Annotated in this window: 9 protein-coding genes; 5 read left to right on the plus strand and 4 right to left on the minus strand. The window is 71.8% G+C overall.

Features of this window, described 5'->3' with window-relative positions; genetic code table 11:
- Together CCN51_RS09730 and CCN51_RS09735 are read right to left on the minus strand one after the other, a co-directional pair.
- Positions 1–8,937: non-ribosomal peptide synthetase (locus tag CCN51_RS09730; protein ID WP_143675760.1), on the minus strand; the 8,937-nt coding region annotated here is incomplete at its 3' end.
- 88 nt (positions 8,938–9,025) lie between these two features.
- Positions 9,026–10,825 carry an acyl-CoA dehydrogenase family protein gene (locus CCN51_RS09735; RefSeq protein ID WP_014174810.1) on the minus strand — a complete coding sequence of 600 codons (1,800 nt, stop codon included), beginning with the start codon at positions 10,823–10,825 and terminating at the stop codon, positions 9,026–9,028.
- A 367-nt stretch (positions 10,826–11,192) separates the two neighbouring features.
- Here CCN51_RS09735 and prcB point away from each other — a divergent pair, with 367 nt between their 5' ends.
- Both prcB and CCN51_RS09745 read left to right on the plus strand, forming a co-directional pair.
- Entirely contained in the window at positions 11,193–12,038 is an 846-nt protein-coding gene (prcB, locus tag CCN51_RS09740) for a proteasome subunit beta (protein WP_014174811.1), read from the plus strand.
- Between the two features lie 99 nt (positions 12,039–12,137).
- Positions 12,138–13,754: an FAD-binding oxidoreductase gene (locus tag CCN51_RS09745; RefSeq protein ID WP_014174812.1), complete on the plus strand. Its 1,617-nt coding sequence runs from the start codon at positions 12,138–12,140 to the stop codon at positions 13,752–13,754.
- Between the two features lie 139 nt (positions 13,755–13,893).
- Here the strand turns inward: CCN51_RS09745 and CCN51_RS09750 are convergent, their stop codons facing one another.
- Both CCN51_RS09750 and CCN51_RS09755 read right to left on the minus strand, forming a co-directional pair.
- Positions 13,894–14,175 carry a DUF1876 domain-containing protein gene (locus tag CCN51_RS09750; RefSeq protein WP_086859452.1) on the minus strand — a complete coding sequence of 94 codons (282 nt, stop codon included), beginning with the start codon at positions 14,173–14,175 and terminating at the stop codon, positions 13,894–13,896.
- 113 nt (positions 14,176–14,288) lie between these two features.
- A complete protein-coding gene (locus tag CCN51_RS09755) occupies positions 14,289–14,543 on the minus strand; it encodes a hypothetical protein (protein ID WP_014174814.1) in 255 nt (84 codons plus the stop codon).
- A 167-nt stretch (positions 14,544–14,710) separates the two neighbouring features.
- On the opposite strand from CCN51_RS09755, the gene CCN51_RS09760 reads away from it, so the two are divergent.
- The 3 genes from CCN51_RS09760 to CCN51_RS09770 all read left to right on the plus strand — a co-directional run bounded on the left by CCN51_RS09760 (position 14,711) and on the right by CCN51_RS09770 (position 19,134).
- Positions 14,711–15,358: a hypothetical protein gene (locus CCN51_RS09760; protein ID WP_014174815.1), complete on the plus strand. Its 648-nt coding sequence runs from the start codon at positions 14,711–14,713 to the stop codon at positions 15,356–15,358.
- A gap of 173 nt (positions 15,359–15,531) precedes the next feature.
- Positions 15,532–17,775: an MMPL family transporter gene (locus CCN51_RS09765; RefSeq protein WP_086859448.1), complete on the plus strand. Its 2,244-nt coding sequence runs from the start codon at positions 15,532–15,534 to the stop codon at positions 17,773–17,775.
- Between the two features lie 111 nt (positions 17,776–17,886).
- Positions 17,887–19,134 (plus strand): sensor histidine kinase, encoded by a 1,248-nt coding sequence (locus CCN51_RS09770; RefSeq protein WP_014174817.1) that lies wholly within the window; start codon positions 17,887–17,889, stop codon positions 19,132–19,134.
- Positions 19,135–19,166 lie beyond the last annotated feature (32 nt).

The following is a 19,166-nucleotide window of genomic DNA, read 5'->3' on the forward strand; positions in this document are numbered from 1 at the left end:
AAACTCCCGATACTGCACCACGTCATCGCCCGGCCCGCCCGCGCCCTCGTACGCCGCGTCCATGTCCTGGACGAGCGGCACCAGGGACGGGCCGTCGCATACGAGGTGGTGCAGGCACAGCACGAGCAGCTGGCCGTGTTCGCCGAGGTCGATCAGGGCGGGGCGCAGCAGTCGGCCGGATGTGAGGTCGAAGGGCGCCTCGGCGATCTCGCGGACCCGTTCCCGCCACCGCGCGTCCTGCTCCACCGGGTCCATGCCCGACAGGTCGACCTCTTCCAAGGGCGGCGACCAGGGTTCCCCGATCCGCTGCCACAGTCGGCCGCCGCGCTCCACGAACCCGGTGCGCAGCGCCTCATGGCGGGCCACGACGGCGTCCAGGGACCGGCGCAGCCGCCCGGGGTCCAGGCGTCCGCCGCGCACCCGCCACACCAGGGGCATCGCATAGCGGTCGGGTCCGGAGGACAGCTGCTCGTCCAGGGCGATACGGCGCTGGAAGTCCGATGCGGGCACGAGCGCCCCGTCCGCCGAGTCAGCCGCGTCTGCGGTGCGCGCCGAGTCAGCCGTGCCCGCGATGCCCGCCAGATCACCCGTGTCCGCCGCAGGGCCGGCCTGGTCCAAGTAGCGGTGTCCGTGCGCCGCGATCGCCTCATCGATCCGGTCCGCGAGGTCCCCCAGCCGCGGGTTCTCGAACACCGTGCGCACCGGCAGGTCGACGCCGAAGCGCGTCGACACCTGGGACAGCAGGGTGGCGGCGAGCAGGGAGTGTCCGCCCGCCTCGAAGAAGGAGGTGTCGGCGAAGATCTCCGGTACGGGCAGCAGTTCGGCCCACAGCGGGGCGAGGGCCTTGGCCGTCTCGGTGCGCGGGGCGCTGCCCGCCCCGTCCGTGAGCAGGGTGCTGCGGGCGGCCAGCTCGGCGAGGTCCACCTTCCCGTTGACCGAGAGGGGGATGCGGTCCGCCACCTTGAACACCGAGGGCACCATGTACTCGGGCAGCCGCTCGGCGAGCCGGGCGCGCAGCTCTCCCGCGCTCGGCACGTTGGTGGGGCACCAGACATGGGCCACCAGGCGGTCGGTGTCCGCCCCGTCCGCGGTGACCACGGCCTGCGCGACGTCGGGGTGTCCGGTCAGGCAGGTCTCGACCTCGGCGGGCTCGATCCGGTAGCCACGCACCTGCAGTTGGTCGTCCATCCGCCCCAGGTACTCCAGCGTGCCGTCGGGCAGATAGCGGCCCAGGTCACCGCTGCGGTAGAGGCGGCCAGGCCCGTACGGGTCGGGTACGAACCGCTCGCGCTCCAGCTCCGGCCGCCCCACATACCCGGCCGCCACCCCCTCGCCGCCGACGCAGATCTCCCCCACCGCGCCGACCGGCAGCAGCCGGTGCCGGCCCGCGGTGGGGTTCGGGTCGAGGACGCGGACGGTGGTGGTGGGGATGGGCGTGCCGATCGGGCTGCGGTCGGCCGCGATGTCCTCGGCGGTGATGGTGCGGGCGGTGACATGCACGGTGGTCTCGGTGATCCCGTACATGTTGACCACCTCGGCGCCGGGGTGTCCGGCGGGCCAGTCGCCAAGGGTGGCCGGGGCGAATCGGGCCCCGCCGAGGATGACGTACCGCAGGCTCGCCATACGCCGCTCCTCGGTGCCCGTGACCCGGACCAGCTGCGCGAACATGCCCGGGGTCTGGTTGAGGACCGTCACCTGGTGGCGGCGCACCAGCTCCGCCATGCGCCGTGGGTCGCGCAGTTCATCGCCGTCCGGCACCACGAGCCGGCCCCCGTGTACGAGGCAGCCGAAGATCTCCCAGACGGAGAAGTCGAAGGCGTACGAGTGGGCGAGGACCCATACGTCGTCGGGCCCGAAGCGGAACGGCGTCCGGTCGGCCGCCACCAGCCGCACCACATTGCGGTGGGTGACCCGCACCCCCTTCGGGCGGCCGGTGGTGCCCGAGGTGTAGATGACGTAGGCGAGGTCGTCCAGGGCGGGCTCGGGCAGGGGCTCTTGGCCCGGACGTATGGCGAAGTGGTCGATTTCGCCGAGGCGTACGGTCGGGCCGGCGAAGCCGGGATCAGCGGTGTGTGCGGCGTCCGTGAGCAGCAGGGTCGCCGCGCTGTCCGTGAGGATGAAGGCCGTGCGGTCCGCCGGGGCGGCCGGGTCGACCGGTACGTACGCCGCCCCGGCCAGCAATACCGCCACGACGGCCTCGACCTGTGCGGGCCCCCGCTCGACGCGCAGTCCGACGGTGTCGCCGGGGCGTACGCCGTGGTCGGCGAGGACCCGCGCGATCCGCTCGGCGCGCTCGACGAGTTGCCGGTAGGTGAGCGTGCTCTCGCCGTCGGCCAGGGCCACCTTGTCCGGGTGATCCGCGGCCCGCTTGCTCACCAGGTGGGCGAGCGTGGTGTGCGGATAGTCGGCGGCCGTGTCGTTCCACTCCTCGATCTGGCGGTGGCGTTCGGCCTCCGTGAGCGGTTCGAAGGCGCCGAGAGGGGTGTCGGGCCGGGCGGCCGCGTCGCGCAGCAGGCGCTGCCAGTGCTCCGCGAAGAGACTCATCCGGGCCGGGTCGTAGTACAGGCCGTTGAACACCAGCCGCCCGCCGACCCCGTCCCCGAACCCGTCCGCGCCTGTGTGTCGCAGCGTCAGGACCAGATCGCATTTGCCCAGGCCCGTGACGGGGGTGGGCGGTTGGCCTGCGGGCGTGTCGTGCTCGAAGTCGAACACCACGTCGAAGAGGGCGGTCCGGCTCATGTCCTTGGGCGGAGCGACACGCCGCGCCACCTCGTCGAACGGTGCGAGCCCGCAGGCGCGCACCTCCCTCAGGCCCGCCTCGCACTCCCGCGCCCAGGACGCGAACGACTGCTCGTGGCCGCCGCGCAGCCGCAGCGGCAGGAAGTCGTCCACCGGGCCCACCACACGGGCCGTGGCGGTGTTACGGCGCGGGTTCGCCACACCCACCGTGAGATCGGTCTGCCCCGAGTACCACATGAGCAGGGTGGTGTACGCGGCGAGCAGCGCGGCCTCGGTGGTGACGCCCTCGCGCCGCGCGAACTCGGCCAGGCCCGTGCCGCCCGGGAGGTCGACCGGGAGGGAGTGTTCCTCGTAGATATGGACGGCGGCCCTGGTCCGGTCCTCGGGCAGCCGCAGGGCTCCGCTGCCGCCGTCGAGCAGTTCGGCGAGGCGGGCCGTGTGACGCTCTTCGGCCTCGGTGTCCCGCGCCTGCCACCACTGCACGAACGAGCTGTATACGGGCGGCAGTTGGCCACCGCCCAGCAGGGTCGCGAGCTCCTGGCCGACGGTACGCAGTGAGGCGCGGTCGGCCACGGCGAGATGCGCGACGAGCACAAGGGCGCACCCCTCGCCCTCGCCACCCTGCTGCGCGACCGCGACCCGGAACAGCGGTCCCTCGGCGAGGCGGAAGGGGCGGCGCAGCCAGGCGGCGACCCCGTCGGGTGCGGTGTCCGTCAGGGTGGCGCATTCGACGGGCACCCGCTCGTGGACGCGCTGGGCGCAGGTCCCGTCGGAGAGGTGCACCGTGGTGCGCAGCGCCGGGTGGCGTTCCATGACGGCCGCGACCGCCCGGTGCAGCTCGGCCTCGCCGGGGGTGGCGTCCAGGGCGAGCAGCTGGGACACGTTGTGGTAGACGGGGGCGTCCTCGTACACCGTGCCGCGTTCGAAGTGTTCGACGAACGCCATGCGCTGCTGGTGCGGGGTGGCCGGGTGCTCCTCGTACGGGGCCGCCTGGACGGCCTGCCCCGCGCATTCGTCGTACGCCCGCTCCAGGTCTCGCAGGAAGACCGGTTCGGAGCCGATGTCCCACACCAGGTGGTGCAGACAGCACATCAGCAGCTGGTCCCGGCCGTCCTCCGCCAGATCCACCAGCATGACGCGCAGCAGCCGTCCCGTGGCGATGTCGAAGGGCTGCTGGGCGAGGGCGTCCAGTGCCGCGCGCGCGTCGGCGAGGCGGGCTTCGTCAGTGGTGCCCTCGGCGACGCGGTGCACCACCTCCGGGACCCACGGCTCGTCGACGACCTGCTGGGGTCTGCCGTCCGGCTCCCGTTCCACGAACCGCGTACGCAACGCCTCGTGGCGGGCCACGACCCGGCCGAGCGCGGTGCGCAGGGCGGCCGGGTCGAGGCCGCCCCGGACCCGCCAGGCCAGCGGCACGTTGTAGAACGAGCCGGTGCCGCGAAGCCGTTCGTCCAGCCAGATCCGCTCCTGGAAGCCGGACGCGGGGAAGCGGTCCCCCGGTTCTTCGGCCTCTTCCGGCGCCTCCTCCGGCGCCTCCTCCGGGACGTCTTTGGACACTTCGGCGGGGGCGCGGCGCGCGTCGAGCTCCTGGGCCAGGGCCGTCAGGCGCGAGTGCTCGAAGACGGTGCGCAGGGTGATGTCCACGCCCAGCTGCGCCGAGACCCGCGAGACGAGGCGGGTGGCGAGGAGGGAGTGGCCGCCCAGCGCGAAGAAGTCGGGGCGTGCGGCCGGATCGACCTCGCTCCGCAGCAGATCCGACCAGATGGCGGCGAGTTCCCGCTCGGTGGCGGTGATCTCGACGTCTGTCCCCTCGCCCGCCCGCGCCGTGTCCGTCTGGTCGCCGGGCTCCGACGGGGCCCCGGCCGGGTCCGCCACCGGCGGCAGCTCGGCGCGGTTGACCTTGCCGTTGACGGACAGCGGCAGATGGTCGAGCACGACATACGCGGACGGCGTCATGTAGTCGGGCAGCTGCTGCTGTGCGTACGCCTCGATGGCCGCGGCCAGCTCCGGATGCGGCTCCGGCCGGATCGGCTGGTTGGTGAACGCCTCCGCCGGGGCGTCAGCGGCGGACGTACGGCGCCTGGGGTAGGCGTCGGAGACGAAGTCCGGCGCCTTCGGCCCGGCGCTCCCGGGCAGCGCCGCGGGGTCCAGGAACAGCACGTCGAGACTGCCGTCCGCCGCCGCCTCCGCCCAGGTGAGCACCGTACGCAGACCGAGGCCCCGGCCGAGCGCGGCGAAGTCCTCGGGGTCGGGGCAACCGTCGTCCGGATCACCGCCGTCTCGAACGCCTTCGTCGAAGACACCGCCGTCGAGGGCGTCGCGGGCCGCGGCCACGCCGGTGCCCGCGCACACCTCGTGCTCGGCCCGCAGCAGCGGAAGCACCCTGGCGTTGGGCACCCCTGTGAGCCGTAGCGCGGACGGCTGCTTGTCGCGCAGACAGCGGCCCACATCGGCCAGATCGGCGACGTCGTGGCCCCAGCGCGCCACCGTGGCGTCGGCGCACGAGTAGGGCTCGGCGTCGGCGGACACCTTGCGCACCACGGCCTCGTAGCGGAACTGGGTGAGTTCGTTGTGCGCACGGCCGCGTTTGATCCGCACATCGACACCGGCGACCTCGGGCAGCGCGCCCAGGTGTTCGGTGAAGAACTCCGGTTCCACGAGGAGTTCCTTCTCGTACAGCACCGCCCGCTCCACCGCGCGCTTCAGCCCGGAGAGGTCTTCGGAGCCGTCCTCGGCCGCCCCGCGCCGCAGTTCCACGCCGGTGCGGAACTCCCGTAGCAGCCGCTTGGGCCGTACGTCTCCGACAAAGAGGTGTCCGCCGGGCGTCAGGGCGTCCAGCGCGCCGCGCAGCGCCGCGGACAAATAGGCGGCGCTCGGCAGGTACTGCACCACCGAGTTGATGACGACGCAGTCGAAGTGTTCCAGCGGGATGCCCGACAGATCGCGGGCCTCGCGCCGCAGCAGCCGTACCCGGTCCGCGATCCGCTCGTCCTCGCGCACCTTCGCCGCCAGCCGGGCCACGGCGCGCTCGGAGAAGTCGGTGGCCCAGTACTCGGCGCAGTGCGGGGCCAGACGGGCGAGGAGCAGGCCGCTGCCGGCCCCGATCTCCAGGATGCGGCGCGGGCGCAGCGCGAGGACGCGGTCGACGGTGCGGTCGCGCCACTCCCGCATCTCGTGGCGCGGGATGGGCGTGCCGCGGTAGCTGTCCATCCAGCCGCCGAAGTCCTCGCCGAGCGTGGCCTGGTCGCCCTCGCGGTACATGTCCTCGTACACGTCCCGCCACTCGCGGACGCGTTCCAGCTCATGGGCGACCCCGCCGTCACTCCCCGGCGCGGTCGTGTCGTGCTCGGTGGTGTCCTGCTCGGCGGTGTCCTGCTCGGCGGTGTCCTGCTCGGTGGTGTCCTGCTCGGCGGTGGGCACCAGATAGGCCACCAGGCGCTTTCCGCCTTCCGCGGCGGCCTGGGGCACGACGACGGCCCGCGCCACGTCCGGGTGGCGTTCCAGGCTCAGTTCGATGTCGTGGGGCTCGACCCGGAAGCCGCGGATCTTCACCTGGTCGTCGGCGCGGCCGAGGAAGCGGAGGGTGCCGTCGGGGGCCAGGCGCACCACGTCGCCGGTGCGGTACATGCGGCCGGGGTGGAAGGGGTTGGCGCGGAAGCGCTCGCGGGTGGCTTCGGGGCGGTTGACATAGCCGGCCGAGACGTGCGCGCCGCCCACCCACAGCTCGCCCGGGGCGCCCTGGGGTACGGGGCGCCCGTCCGCGTCGAGTACGTACAGGGTGGCGTTGTCCATCGCCCGGCCGATGGGGACCGGGCCCTCCGGCGCCCGGGTCATCCGGTGGCGGGTGGCGAACGTCGTGGTCTCGGTGGGGCCGTAGCCGTTGACGACGACGATGCCCGGACAGGTGTCGAACACCCGGGCCACGGCCGTCCGGGACACCACGTCGCCGCCGGTCCACACCTCGCGCAGACCGCGCAGAGCGTCGGGCTCCTCCTCGGCCAGGGCGGCGAAGAGCCCGGCGGTCAGCCACGCCGCGGTCACTCCGTGGCGCGCGATCGCCCCGCGCAGCGTGGCCGGGAGCAGCGCCCCTGGCGGCGCCACGCAGATCCGCCCGCCGGACAGCAGGGGCACCCACAGCTCGTACAGCACGGCGTCGAAGGCGTGCGGCGAATGCCACAGGACCCGCTGGTGCGCACCGCCCGACCAGCAGCGGTCATGGGCGAGGGCCGCGATGTTGCGGTGGGTGAGCTGGACGCCGGAGGGCACCCCGGTGGAGCCGGAGGTGTACATCACACAGGCCGGCGCGTCCGGGGACACCCGCTCGTACGGCGCGGGCGGCACGGGCGGCGCGGCCCGTTCGAGCTCGGCCACATCGGCGACGGGCAGTCCCGCGTCGGCCTGCTCGCGCACCACGGGCAGCTCGCGTGTGGCGCCGTCGACCAGCAGCAGATGGCCGTCGGCCTCGGTCATCAGGGTGCGCAGTCGGGTGGCGGGCTGCCGCTCGTCCAACGGCACATAGGCCGCGCCGGTCTTGACGATGGCCAGCAGGGCGACCAGCAGCCCGACGGACCGCTCCATGAACACCAGGGCGGTGGCGCCGGAGCGCAAGCCCCGTTCGCGCAGCAGCCCGGCGAGCCGGTCGGACCGCGCGTCGAGTTCCCGGTAGCTCAGCTCCGTATCGCCGTCGGCCACGGCCACCGCGTCCGGGGTACGGGCGGCCTGCCGCCGGAACAACTCGCCCAGGGACGCCTCGGGCAGCGGCCGAGGCGGCTCGTTCCATACGTCGAGGAGCCGGCCGCGCTCCCGGGGGCCGGTGCAGTCAAAGCTCGCCACGAGGCGGTGGACGGTGTCGGGGCCGAGCCCGTCCAGCAGGGTGGCCAGCCGCTCGTGGTGGTCGGCGAGGGCGGCGTCGTCACACCGGTCGGGATGCGCGTCCAGGGTGAGCCGCAGTCCCTCGCCACCGGTGCCGCCGGTACTGCCCGTACTGCCGGTACTGCCGGTGCCGCCGATGCCGCCGGTGTGCTGGAAGCAGCACAGGGTGAGGTCTTCGGTCGGCATGATGGAGAGGTTGTGCAGGGTGCCGGACGCACCGCCGAGGTCGATCGTGCCCAGCGGCGGAATCAGGTTGACCAGCGGTCCGGCGACACGTCTGCGCTCGGGCCAGCCGAGCTCCCGGCGCAGATCCTCACCGCGGTAGCGCTGGTGCGCCACCGCCTGTGCCACGGCCTCGTGGGTGTCGGCGAGCAGCCCGGCCCAGGTCGTGGCGGCGGTGATGCGCAGCCGCAGCGGAAGGACGTCGGACATCATCCCGGGGAACCGCTCGGCGGTGGGCGTGGCACGGCTGCGGCTGGCCAGGCCCACCACGATGTCCTCACGGCCGGTCATACGGGCGGTGTACGCGGCGACGGTGGCGATGAGCGCCCGGGGGAAGTTGGTGCCCGCCTCCCGCGCGGCCGCGCGCAGGGCCCGGTGCGTGTCGGCGGGCAGTGTGAAGGCCACCCGCCGCACCGCGTGCGCGGCCGGGGCCGTGCCACTCCCCTCGGCCAGGGCCGTACGGCTCCCCTCGGTCAGCTCGAGCGGGGCCGGGCGGTCGGCGAAACGGTCGAGCCAGTAGGCCCTGCTGGCCGCGTACTCCGCCGAGGTGCGGTAGTGCGCCGCCTCGTCCAGGGCCTGGCCGAGGGTCTGGAACCCCGCCGGGGGGACCGGGCCGCCCGCCCGCAGCGCGCGGTACACCTCCGCGACACGCTGGGCGATGAGGTTGAAGGCGTATCCGTCGGCGACCACGTGGTGGTAGCGCTGCGCCCATAAGGTGCGCCCGGGGGCGACTTCGAGGATCGCGAAGTCGCTGACGTGGCCCGCCTCCAGGTCGAAGGGGATGTGCAGGAACCGCTGCAGCCATGTGTGCGCCGCGGCCATCGGGTCCGGCTCGGAGGTGAAGTCGTGCACGGCGATATGCGGGGCGGTGCGTTCCAGCAGGATCTGCCCCGGCGGGTCCGACCGTCCGTCGAAGCGGACATGGAGCCCGTCGACCTCCATGACCACGCGTTTGACCGCGTCGATGAGCAGGGCGGTGTCCACCGCTCCCTGGATGTCGAGGTATTGCAGACAGTTGTAGACGGGACTGGTCGGATCCAGGTTCTGCGCGTACCAGATGCCGGACTGGGCCGGGGACAGGGGGTGGGTCGGACGGGAAACCATGGCTGTTCCTGCTTCCTCTTCCTGCGCGCCGGAGTGCCGGTGCCGGGTGCGGGTGCCGGGTGCCTGGTGCCTGGGCCTGCCGGTCCGTTTACGACACGTCGGGGCCGGATGTGTCGGGGCCGGACGTATCGGGGTCCGTCACGTCGGCGACGATGTCGTCGAGCAGCCCGCCGTGGCCGTCCCCGGTGATCCAGCGCTGCGTCACCCGGCCCGTGTCGGGCCGCTCCTCCTCCAGCGCCTCGCGCGCGTATTCGGCGATCCGGCGCAGGGCCCCGGTGCAGTAGATGTCGGCCAGGTCCTGCGCCTCGGTGTCGTGTTCCGCGGTGCGCCGGGCAGCCCGTGCGAGGACCAGGCTCGCGGCCATGATCTCGGTGGCCCAGCGGGCGACGGCGATCAGCGTGTGCTCCTGCGCGAACAGCGTCTCGTCGTCCGGATAGGCCTTGGCCAGCGCGGCGCAGCGGGCCCGGAACTCCTCGACGGAGTCGTGCAGTTCGGCCAGGTGGCGCTGGTTGCGCGGGGTGAGCGCGACGGTCAGCCGCTCCCGTGCTTCGGCGGCCTGCTCGGCGCCCTGGCCTTCGTCGAGGACGCCTGCACGGTGGTACGAGAAGATCGCCAGCTTGGAGAGCCAGTAGTCCAGCTGGAAGTCCACCCCGCCCGAGATCCGCAGGTTCCTGGCGTCGCGGAAGGAGCGCTCCAGGGGGACGGGCGGCGCGCCGCGGGCCGCCTTGCTGGCCGCGGTCTCGTAGCCCTCCGCCGCGAACAGCGACATGGTGCGGTCCACGACGCCCCAGCACAGCAGCGAGCACAGGTTCTTGGCCACGACCTGCTCGAACAGCGGGTTGAGGCCCGCGTCCTCGCACAGCAGGCTCCACTCGGCGACCGCTTCGAGGGCGAAGGTGTCGGCGAGGGACTGGCCGATGAGGTGCTGGATCTCCTCGTACTCCCCCAGCGGAACGCCGTCCACGCGGCGGCGGCGCACAAAACCGCGCGACCACTCCAGACACAGCTTGGCGATCGCCAGGGACGGCGCCGCGATGAGATACATCCGGCCCAGGATCGCCAGCCCGCCGGCCTGGGCGGTGATGCGTACGTCGTGGGCGCTGGGCTTCTCCACGAAGACGTGGTCACGGGGCACGCGCACCCGGTCCAGGGTGAACCCTCCGTTGGGGAAGCCCTTGATGCCCATGAACTCATGCTCGGCCGACCGCCGCACACCGGGCGCGTCCGGGTCGACGACCACCAGTCTGCGCATCTCCCGGCCGTCCTCCTGGACGGTGGCCACCACCCCGAGCAGTTCCGCGAAGGGGGCGTTGCCGCTGAACACCTTTTCGCCGCTGACCAGGTAGCCATGGCCGTCCTCGGTGGGGACGGCGACGGTCTCCCTCCGGAGATTGGCCGCGCCGGAGGGTTCCGTATCGGCGAAGGCGGATATCAGCCCGCGCGCGACGCGCTCACTGAGCATGTCGCGCAGCGGGCCCTCGGGAAGAATCTGGACCAGGGGGGCGAATCCGATCGAGTTCTGTACGGCGACCACCAGACCGAGCGGAAGCGACCAGCTGGAAATGGCCTGAATGACGCGGAACGCATTGAGATCGGACAGGGCGAGGCCGCCCAGCTTCCGGGGGCTCTGCAGTTTCAGGTAACTGCTCTCCCGTAGCCGTTTGATGGCCTCGCGGGGCAGTTCTCCGGTCTTCTCCACCAGGGCGGGATCCACTAACCCGCGGGCGAACTCCTTGGCATCGGCCACCAGTGCATCGCCCTGTTTACGGTCGCTCTCCGGCTGCACCGGAAACGGATGAACGAGATCCAGTCGCAGTACGCCACGGAAGATCTCCTCCAGGAAGCTGGTCCTCCCCGGCACGTTGATGGCGTTGAGCGGACGAGACATGAGGCATCCCTCCTGCGAAAAGACAAAATCAAGCCAGCGCACGGGTGCGCGCTCGGCGATGTGATCAGGAGTAAGAAGAAATTGGGAAAGGGATCGCAGAACCGGACAGGGGTACGCGCATCGGGAACCGGCGCGGTGGGCGACCTCGTGCCGGACTTCGGAAATCTTCCACACCCTCGTACGGCCGGGCGTCCGAGGTCAACACCTCGGGTATGGCAGCGAAAGGACAACTTCTCCCGACAGCCCCGCCACACGGCCGTATTTACCGGGCACAACTACCGTGATTCTCTTCACGGATTGCCCGGGGCGGGGGTGGGGTAATGTGCGGCCAGCAGGAGCCGCCGATGCCTCTGGGGAAGGAACGTGCATGACCTTCGACGCACAAAAGACCGGCGGCCTGCCGCCCGCTTTCCTGGCCGCCGAGACCTCCTCCTTCCTGGATTTCCTGAAGGCACAGGCTCCCGAGCTCCTGCCCGCCAAGCGTCAGCTGCCGCCCGCCCGGGGCAACTTCGAGGCCCCGCATGGCACGACCGTCATCGCGGCGACCTATGCGGACGGTGTGCTGGTGGCCGGCGACCGGCGCGTCACGATGGGGAACCTCATCGCACACCGCGAATACGAGAAGGTCTTCCCGGCCGATGAACACTCGGCGATCGCCATCGCCGGCACCGCGGGCCTGGCGGTGGAACTCGTCAAGCTCTTGCAGCTGGAACTCGAGCACTACGAGAAAATAGAGGGCACGGCTCTCTCCCTGGACGGCAAGGCCAACCGGCTGACCAAGATGGTCCGGGACAATCTCAGCATGGCCATGCAGGGCATGGCGGTGGTCCCGCTCTTCGCGGGCTATGACGTGCACAAGGGCGTCGGGCGTGTCTTCTCCTACGACGTCACCGGCAACCGCACCGAGGAGCGGGGCTTCGCCACCACCGGTTCCGGTTCGGTCCACGCCCGGGGCTCGCTGAAGAAGCTCTACCGGGAGGGCATGCCGGAGCGCGATATCGTCACCGCCGTCGTGCAGGCGCTCTACGACGCCGCGGACGAGGACTCCGCCACGGGCGGCCCCGATCTCACCCGGCGGCTGTTCCCCCTCATCGCCCTCATCACCGAGGGCGGGTACCGGCGGCTCGACCAGGACGAGGTCGCGGCGGTCGCGCAGGCCGTCGTCGAGGGGCGCCACTCGGCGCCCGACGGACCTCAGGCACCGGTCCTGTAGTCCGCACACATCCGCACACATCCGCGCACGCCGCCCTCCGGCGGTGGCTGCGTTGTCGTTCTACACAGCCTTGGTTTCATACTGCGAGGAGATACGAGCATGTCCGGGGTCAACCGCCGTCAGCTGCTGCGGACCGCCACCGCCGCCGCGTCCGGGGTCGTCGCAGGGCTGGGCCTGGACACCCCGGCCAGTGCGGCCGAGGGCGCCGCGGAGGCCGGCTGCACACCCCCGCTCGGCCCGGTCAAGGCCGGCCCCGACGACGCGCGTTACGCATATCTGGTGCGGCGCGGCCAGAAGCGCTGGGTGGGCACACCGGACCAGGTATGGGTGGTCGGCTCGACCGAACAGGTCGTGGCGGCGGTCCAGGAGGCCGTGGACTCCGACAAGAAGATCGCCGTGCGCAGCGGCGGCCACTGCGCGGAGGGGTGGGTGGACGACCCGGCCGTGCGGGTACTCATCGACATGTCCGGGATGACGCAGGTCTCGTACGACCCGGCGCGCCGCGCCTTCGCCGTGGAGCCCGGCGCCACCCTGGGCGAGGTCTACCGGCGGCTGGTGCTGGGCTGGGGGGTGACGATTCCGGCCGGGTGGTGTCCGGGCGTCGGGGCGGGCGGCCATATCTGCGGGGGTGGCTACGGTGTGCTGTCCCGCGCCATGGGGCTGGTCGTGGACCATCTGTACGCCGTCGAGGTCGTGGTGGTCGGCAGAGACGGCAAGGCGTCGGCCGTGGTCGCCACGCGTGAGGCGAGTGACCCGAACCGCGAGCTGTGGTGGGGCCACACCGGGGGCGGTGGCGGAAACTTCGGCGTGGTGACCCGGTACTGGCTGCGCACCCCGGGTGCGGAGGGCTCCGACCCGGGGCAGTTGCTGCCGCGGGCGCCCAAGAGCGCGATCGCCTTCTCCAGCCAGTGGCCGTGGCAGGCCCTGAAGCTGGACGAGCCGAAGTTCACCCGGCTGATCCGCAATCACATGGACTGGTGCGAGCGCAACAGCGCGGTCGGCGCGGCGGCCACCCGGCTGTACGCCGACCTGACGGTGGGCCGTAAGGCCAACGACCTCAATCTCGCCGGCGGCCAGGTGTTCGGCCCCGACGCGGCCGAGCTGCTGGACGACTATCTCGCCGCCCTCGGCGCGGGGGTGGGCACCCCGGTCAATGTGGTCAGGACCGAGCAGCCCTGGCTGGCCGCGGCGCTGGACGGGCCGAACTCGGACATCTACCGGCTCAAGATCAAGTCCGGCTATCTGCGCAAGGGTTTCTCCGACGCCCAGCTCGCCGCCGTCTACGAGAATCTGACCCGCGAGCAGGACCCGAAGCTGCTCTTCGGCTCGGTGGGCATCGCCAGTTACGGCGGCCAGATCAGCGCGGTGGCCCCGGACGCCACGGCGTTTCCGCACCGCGACGCGGTGATGCGGGTCCAGTACACCGCGGCGTGGGACGACCCCGGCCAGGACGCCACGTACGTCGAGTGGCTGCGGAGGCTGTACCGCGAGATCCATGCCGATACGGGCGGGGTGCCGGACCCGAAGGACGGCGCCTACATCAACTACCCGGACGACGACCTGGCGGACCCCGCCGTGAACACCTCGGGCATCCCCTGGTCCACGCTGTACTTCAAGGACAACTACCCGAGGCTGCAGAAGGTCAAAGCCACCTGGGACCCGAAGAACATCTTCAGCCACACGCTGGGCATCGAGCCCCCGAAGGCCACCCGCTGACCGTCACGGGGTGACTGCCCCCTGACCGACCACCCGCGACGGACGCCGGCGCCCACGAGGTGCGCGCCGGCGTCCGCCCGGCACCGCTCAGCGGTTCAGCGCTTCAGTGGTTCAGTGATTCAGTGGTGTTCAGCGGTGTTCAGTGGTTCAGATGCAGCGGATGTGACGCACGGCCGGACACCGCGTCGATCTCTCCATGCGCCTTCTCCAGCAACTTCGTCGCCAGCTCGTTGAGCGCCCTGGCGCCCGCGATCTCCTCGCCGACCCGCGGCTGGTTGGCATCGACGGGGGCCCGGCTGGCGGCCCCGTGGCCCCGCACCTCGCTCCCGTCCGCGAGCCGGACCAGGGCGGCGGCGCGGGTGTGGCGGCTGTCCTCGGTAAATTCCAGTTCGACATGCCAGCCCACGGTGGTCTGTGGCATGACGATCACCTCCGGAATCGCTCCTGCCAGCAAGTATCCACTCCCAGCGTGCATCCACTGCCGCACGCCCGCACCACCTGGGCCACACCCGCGCCACCCGGCGCGTTCCGCGATCAGGTGGCGAAGATCAGCCAGAGATCCCAGCCACCGTCCTTGGCCCGGCACTCATAGGCGTCGGCCCCGCCGGGGTTGTGGGGCCACAAGTACTCCTCGCCGACGGCCACGCACTCCTCATGGGTCGTGTAGTGGCCGAAGTACTGGTAGTAGTCCATGACAGTGGAGCTCGTGGCCTCGGCGTGGTGACCGGTCGGCGCGGACGTCGCGGCCACTGCCACCGGGCCGCCGAAGAGCGCGAGACCGACCGCCACGGCCGCGCCAACTCCTAAGGTGCGCAAGCGAGTTCTCATGGTTGTCCCTCCCAGGAAATGGTCAGTGCCCCCTCGTTCGCCCCTCATTGAAGGAGAGAATCACCCACCCGACAAGACCCATGAAAGTTAGGTGAGGCAAACCTAACTTCCCCCTATGCTGTTGCCTCATGGACTTCTGGGAACTGACCGGCGTGAGCCTCGGCTATGCGTTCTTACTGGTCACGCTGTTCACCACCGTCATCGTCGGATCTCTCCACATCGCCCGGGACGCCCTGCTCTCGGACTACCCGCCCGCGATCCAGGAGCGGTACGGGGAGCAGAGCGCACGGGGACGGCGCACCGCCGCCGCGGCCGGGCTGCTGAACCTCCTGGTGTTCCTCGCGGTGCCGGTGGCCGGTGTCCTCGACCTGCGCGACCGGGCGGACGGCTCGCTCGGCTTCTGGCCTCCGTTCGCCCTCGGCACGGTCTGCTTCCTCGCTCTCACCCTCTTCGACCTGGTGGTCCTGGACTGGTGGCTGTTCTGCCGCGTCCAGCCGCGCTTCATGGTGCTGCCCGGTACGGAGGGCATGCCCGAGTACCGTGACTACGCCTTCCACGTCCGTGTCCTCATGCCCCGGCCCGTGCCGTGGCCGCTGGTGGCCATCCCCGGATACGGCGTGGCTGTCGGCGTCACCTCCCTCCCGCTCAGTCTTGGCGCGCTTCTATGCACGGGCTTCCTTCGTCACTGCTCGCTCCTTCGTCGCTGCGCGGCTCCTCAGTCCAGCCCGCGCAGCGCGCCAAGACACGCTCATGTGCCTCGCTCGTCGAGGCTCTGACCGACTGAGGCAGATGCCGGTGCCGACGGGGGTCATGCCCGGGAACGAACTGGTGAGCGCCGGGTACTGCATTCTCAGTACCCACGATTGTCGGCAGCCGCACGACGACGGACGGGCCGCGCGCCGGGAGCCTGGAGGGGTATCCCCAGATCAGATGCGGAGACCTCCGTCCCATGGCTGCTTTTCTCTATCGACTGGGCCGACTGGCCTTCCGACGACGCTGGTGGGTCACCCTGCTGTGGGTGGCCGTGCTGGCCGTCGTCGGCTTCGGCGCCGTCAAGGCGCCCGCCGCCCCCGACACCGGTAACGCCATGCCTGGCATCGAGTCCCAGAAGGCGTTCGACCTGATGGACCAGCGCTTCCCCGGCGCCAAGGCCGACGGGGCGAGTGCCCGGATCGTCTTCGTCGCCCCACACGGGGAGAAGGTCACCGCGGCGGACAACAGGGCGGCCGTCGAGAAGGTCGTACACGAGGTGGCCGACGGCCGGCAGGTCGCCGGCGCGGTGGACCCCTTCCAGGCGCGGGCCGTGAGCAAGGACGCCGGGACCGCGTACGCGACCGTCACGTACAAGGTGAAGGCCGACGACCTCACCGACGCGTCCAAGAAGACCCTGGAGGACGCCGTCCAGCAGGCGCGGGACGCGGGGCTGACCGTCGAGGTCGGCGGCAACGCGCTGGCGACCCAGCCCGCGGCGGGCGGGGCGGCCGAGGGCATCGGTATCGCCATCGCCGCGGTCGTGCTGCTGATCACCTTCGGCTCGCTGGCGGCCGCCGGGCTTCCGCTGCTGACCGCGGTCGTCGGCGTCGGCATCAGCATCGCTTCGATCATGGCCCTGGCCAGCACCTTCGGTCTGTCCGGCACGACCGGCACGCTCGCCTCGATGCTGGGGCTCGCGGTCGGCATCGACTACGCCATGTTCGTGGTCTCCCGCTACCGCGAGGAGCGGGCCCGGGGACACGAGCCCGAGGAGGCGGCCGGGCTGGCCGCGGGCACGGCCGGGTCGGCGGTGGTCTTCGCCGGGCTGACCGTCGTAATCGCGCTGGCCGGTCTTTCGGTGGTCGGCATCCCGCTGCTGACCAAGATGGGCCTGGCCGCCGCGGGCGCGGTCGCCGTCGGTGTCCTCATCGCGCTGACGCTGATCCCGGCCCTGCTCGGCTTCCTCCCGCGGGCCGTACTGTCGCGCTCCGCCCGGCGGGGCGCGAAGGCCAAGGAGGCCAAGGAAGGCAGTGAACACAACGGGGGCAGCCGCTGGGCCCGGTTCGTGCTGCGCCGTCCGCTGCCCGTGCTGCTGGCCTGTGTGGCGGGCCTCGGGGCGATCGCGATACCGGTGACGGGCCTGCAGCTGGGCATGCCCGGGGACGAGGCCAAGCCCACCTCGGCCACGGAGCGCCGCGCCTACGACGCGCTGGCCGAGGGCTTCGGCCCCGGCTTCAACGGACCGCTGACCATCGTCGTCGACGCCAAGGACACGGGAGACGCCAACAGCACGGCGGACACGAAGGCCGCCGCGCGCACGATCGCCGACAGGATCGCCGCCACCAAGGGCGTCGTATCCGTCTCGCCGCCCCGCCTCAACGCCGCGGGCGACACCGCGGTCTTCTCGGCCACCCCGGCCACCGCCCCCACCGACGAGAAGACCAAGGACCTGGTGCGCACCATCCGCGCCGAACGGCCCGCGCTCGAGTCGGCCACCCATGCGAGCTTCGAGGTCACCGGCTCCACCGCGGTGAACATCGACGTGGCCCAGAAGGTGCAGGACGCGCTGATCCCGTACCTCGCGGTCGTGGTGGGCCTCGCCTTCCTGCTTCTGCTGGTGGTCTTCCGGTCCCTCCTCGTGCCCCTCAAGGCGGCCGCCGGCTTCCTGCTGTCGGTGCTCGCGGCCTTCGGCGCGGTGGTCGCGGTGTTCCAGTGGGGCTGGGGCGCGAGCCTCCTCGGCGTCGAGCAGACCGGCCCGATCATGAGCCTGATGCCGATCTTCCTGGTGGGCATCGTCTTCGGTCTCGCCATGGACTACGAGGTCTTCCTGGTCACCCGCATGCGCGAGGCGTACGTCCACGGGGACCGGCCCGGCCAGGCGATCGTCACCGGGTTCCGGCACAGCGCCAGGGTGGTGGTGGCGGCCGCGCTGATCATGATGGCCGTGTTCTCCGGATTCGTGGGCTCCGCCGAATCCATGATCAAGATGATGGGGTTCGGTCTGGCCATTGCCGTCCTGTTCGACGCGTTCGTGGTCCGTATGGCGCTCGTGCCCGCCGTCCTCGCGCTGCTCGGCGACCGCGCCTGGTGGCTGCCGCGCTGGCTGGACAAGGTGCTGCCGAACATCGACGTGGAGGGCGAGGCGCTCAGCCGCCGCTCACCCGTCGCCGCGGTCCCGGCCCCCGACACCACGTCGGAGCGGGAATCGGCACGCGTCTGACCCGACACCGCCCCGTGCCCACCAGGGCCGCCCGTGGCCACGTCCCGGGCGGCCCTGTCGGCCGTTCGCCATGTCGTCCACCATGGACCCAGGCCCACCCCGGAGACCCCGATGACCAGCAGCTTGGAGCGCTATACGGAGCGCCATCACCGCGCCTTCGACCTGATCGTGGCCGGGGTGCTGTTCGGCCTCGTCGTCCTCGGCGCCGCGCTCAGCACGCCGGGCACCACGCAGCCGACGCTGGGTCCGGCCGTGCTCCTCGGGGGCATCTCCTGCGCCGCACTGGTGGGCTGCCGCAGCCACCCGCGCACCGCCCTCGCCGTGACGGCGGTCTGTGCCGCGGCCGCGAGCGCGGTCGGCTATCTGCTCACGCCCCTGCTGCTGGCCCCGGCGATGACGGCGCTCTACTGGCTGGCGACGCTCGCCGAACGGAAGATCAGCTACGCCTACTGCCTTGCCACCATCGCCGCCCTGGTGACCACCGCGATGATCGCCGACCCCGGCCACCACGCGCTGGTGCTCAAGACCATCGGCCCGGCCGTGTGGCTGCTGCTGCCCGTCGCCGCCGGCCGCGCCGTCCGGATGCGGCGCGCCTATATGGACGCCGTCATGGATGCTGCGCAGGCCCGCGCCGAACACGCCGAGCGCACCCGCGAGGAGGAGGCGCGACACCGGGTCGCCGAGGAGCGTATGCGCATCGCCCGCGAGCTGCACGACGTGGTCGCCCACCACTTGGCCCTGGCCAACGCCCAGGCGAGCACGGCCGCGCATCTCGCCCGTAACCACCCCGACCAGGCCCATAAGATCCTCACCGGCCTGGCCTCCACCACCTCCTCCGCGCTCCGTGAACTCAAGGCCACTGTCGGCCTGCTGCGCCGTACGGACGACCCGGACGCGCCTCTGGAACCCAGCCCCGGACTCGACCGGCTCCCCGAGCTGACCGACGCTTTCGCCTCCGCCGGGCTCCCGGTCACGGTCACCACGCGCGGCGAGCCGCGGCGGCTCTCCCCGGGAGTGGATCTGACCGCGTTCCGGATCGTGCAGGAGGCTCTGACCAACGTCACCAAGCACGCCGCCGCGCACACCGCGCACGTACGGCTCGACTACGCCCGCGACCGGCTGACCATCAGCGTCACCGACGACGGAACCACCACGGCCGCCACGGCCACCGAGGCCACCGCGGCGCCGGCGCCCGGACACGGCTTCGGTCTCATCGGCATGCGCGAGCGCGCCCATTCGGTGGGCGGCGCCCTCACCGCGGGCTGCCGCCCGGAGGGCGGCTTCGAGGTCACCGCCGAACTGCCGCTGCACCCCGACGGCCCGCCGCCCTCCCCGGAACCGGAGGTACGGCAGACCTGACGCGCACCGGTACGGGTCACGCGCATTGCGCC

The organism is Streptomyces milbemycinicus, from assembly GCF_002154605.1.
In the GTDB taxonomy this organism is placed as follows: Bacteria; Actinomycetota; Actinomycetes; order Streptomycetales; family Streptomycetaceae; genus Streptomyces; species Streptomyces milbemycinicus.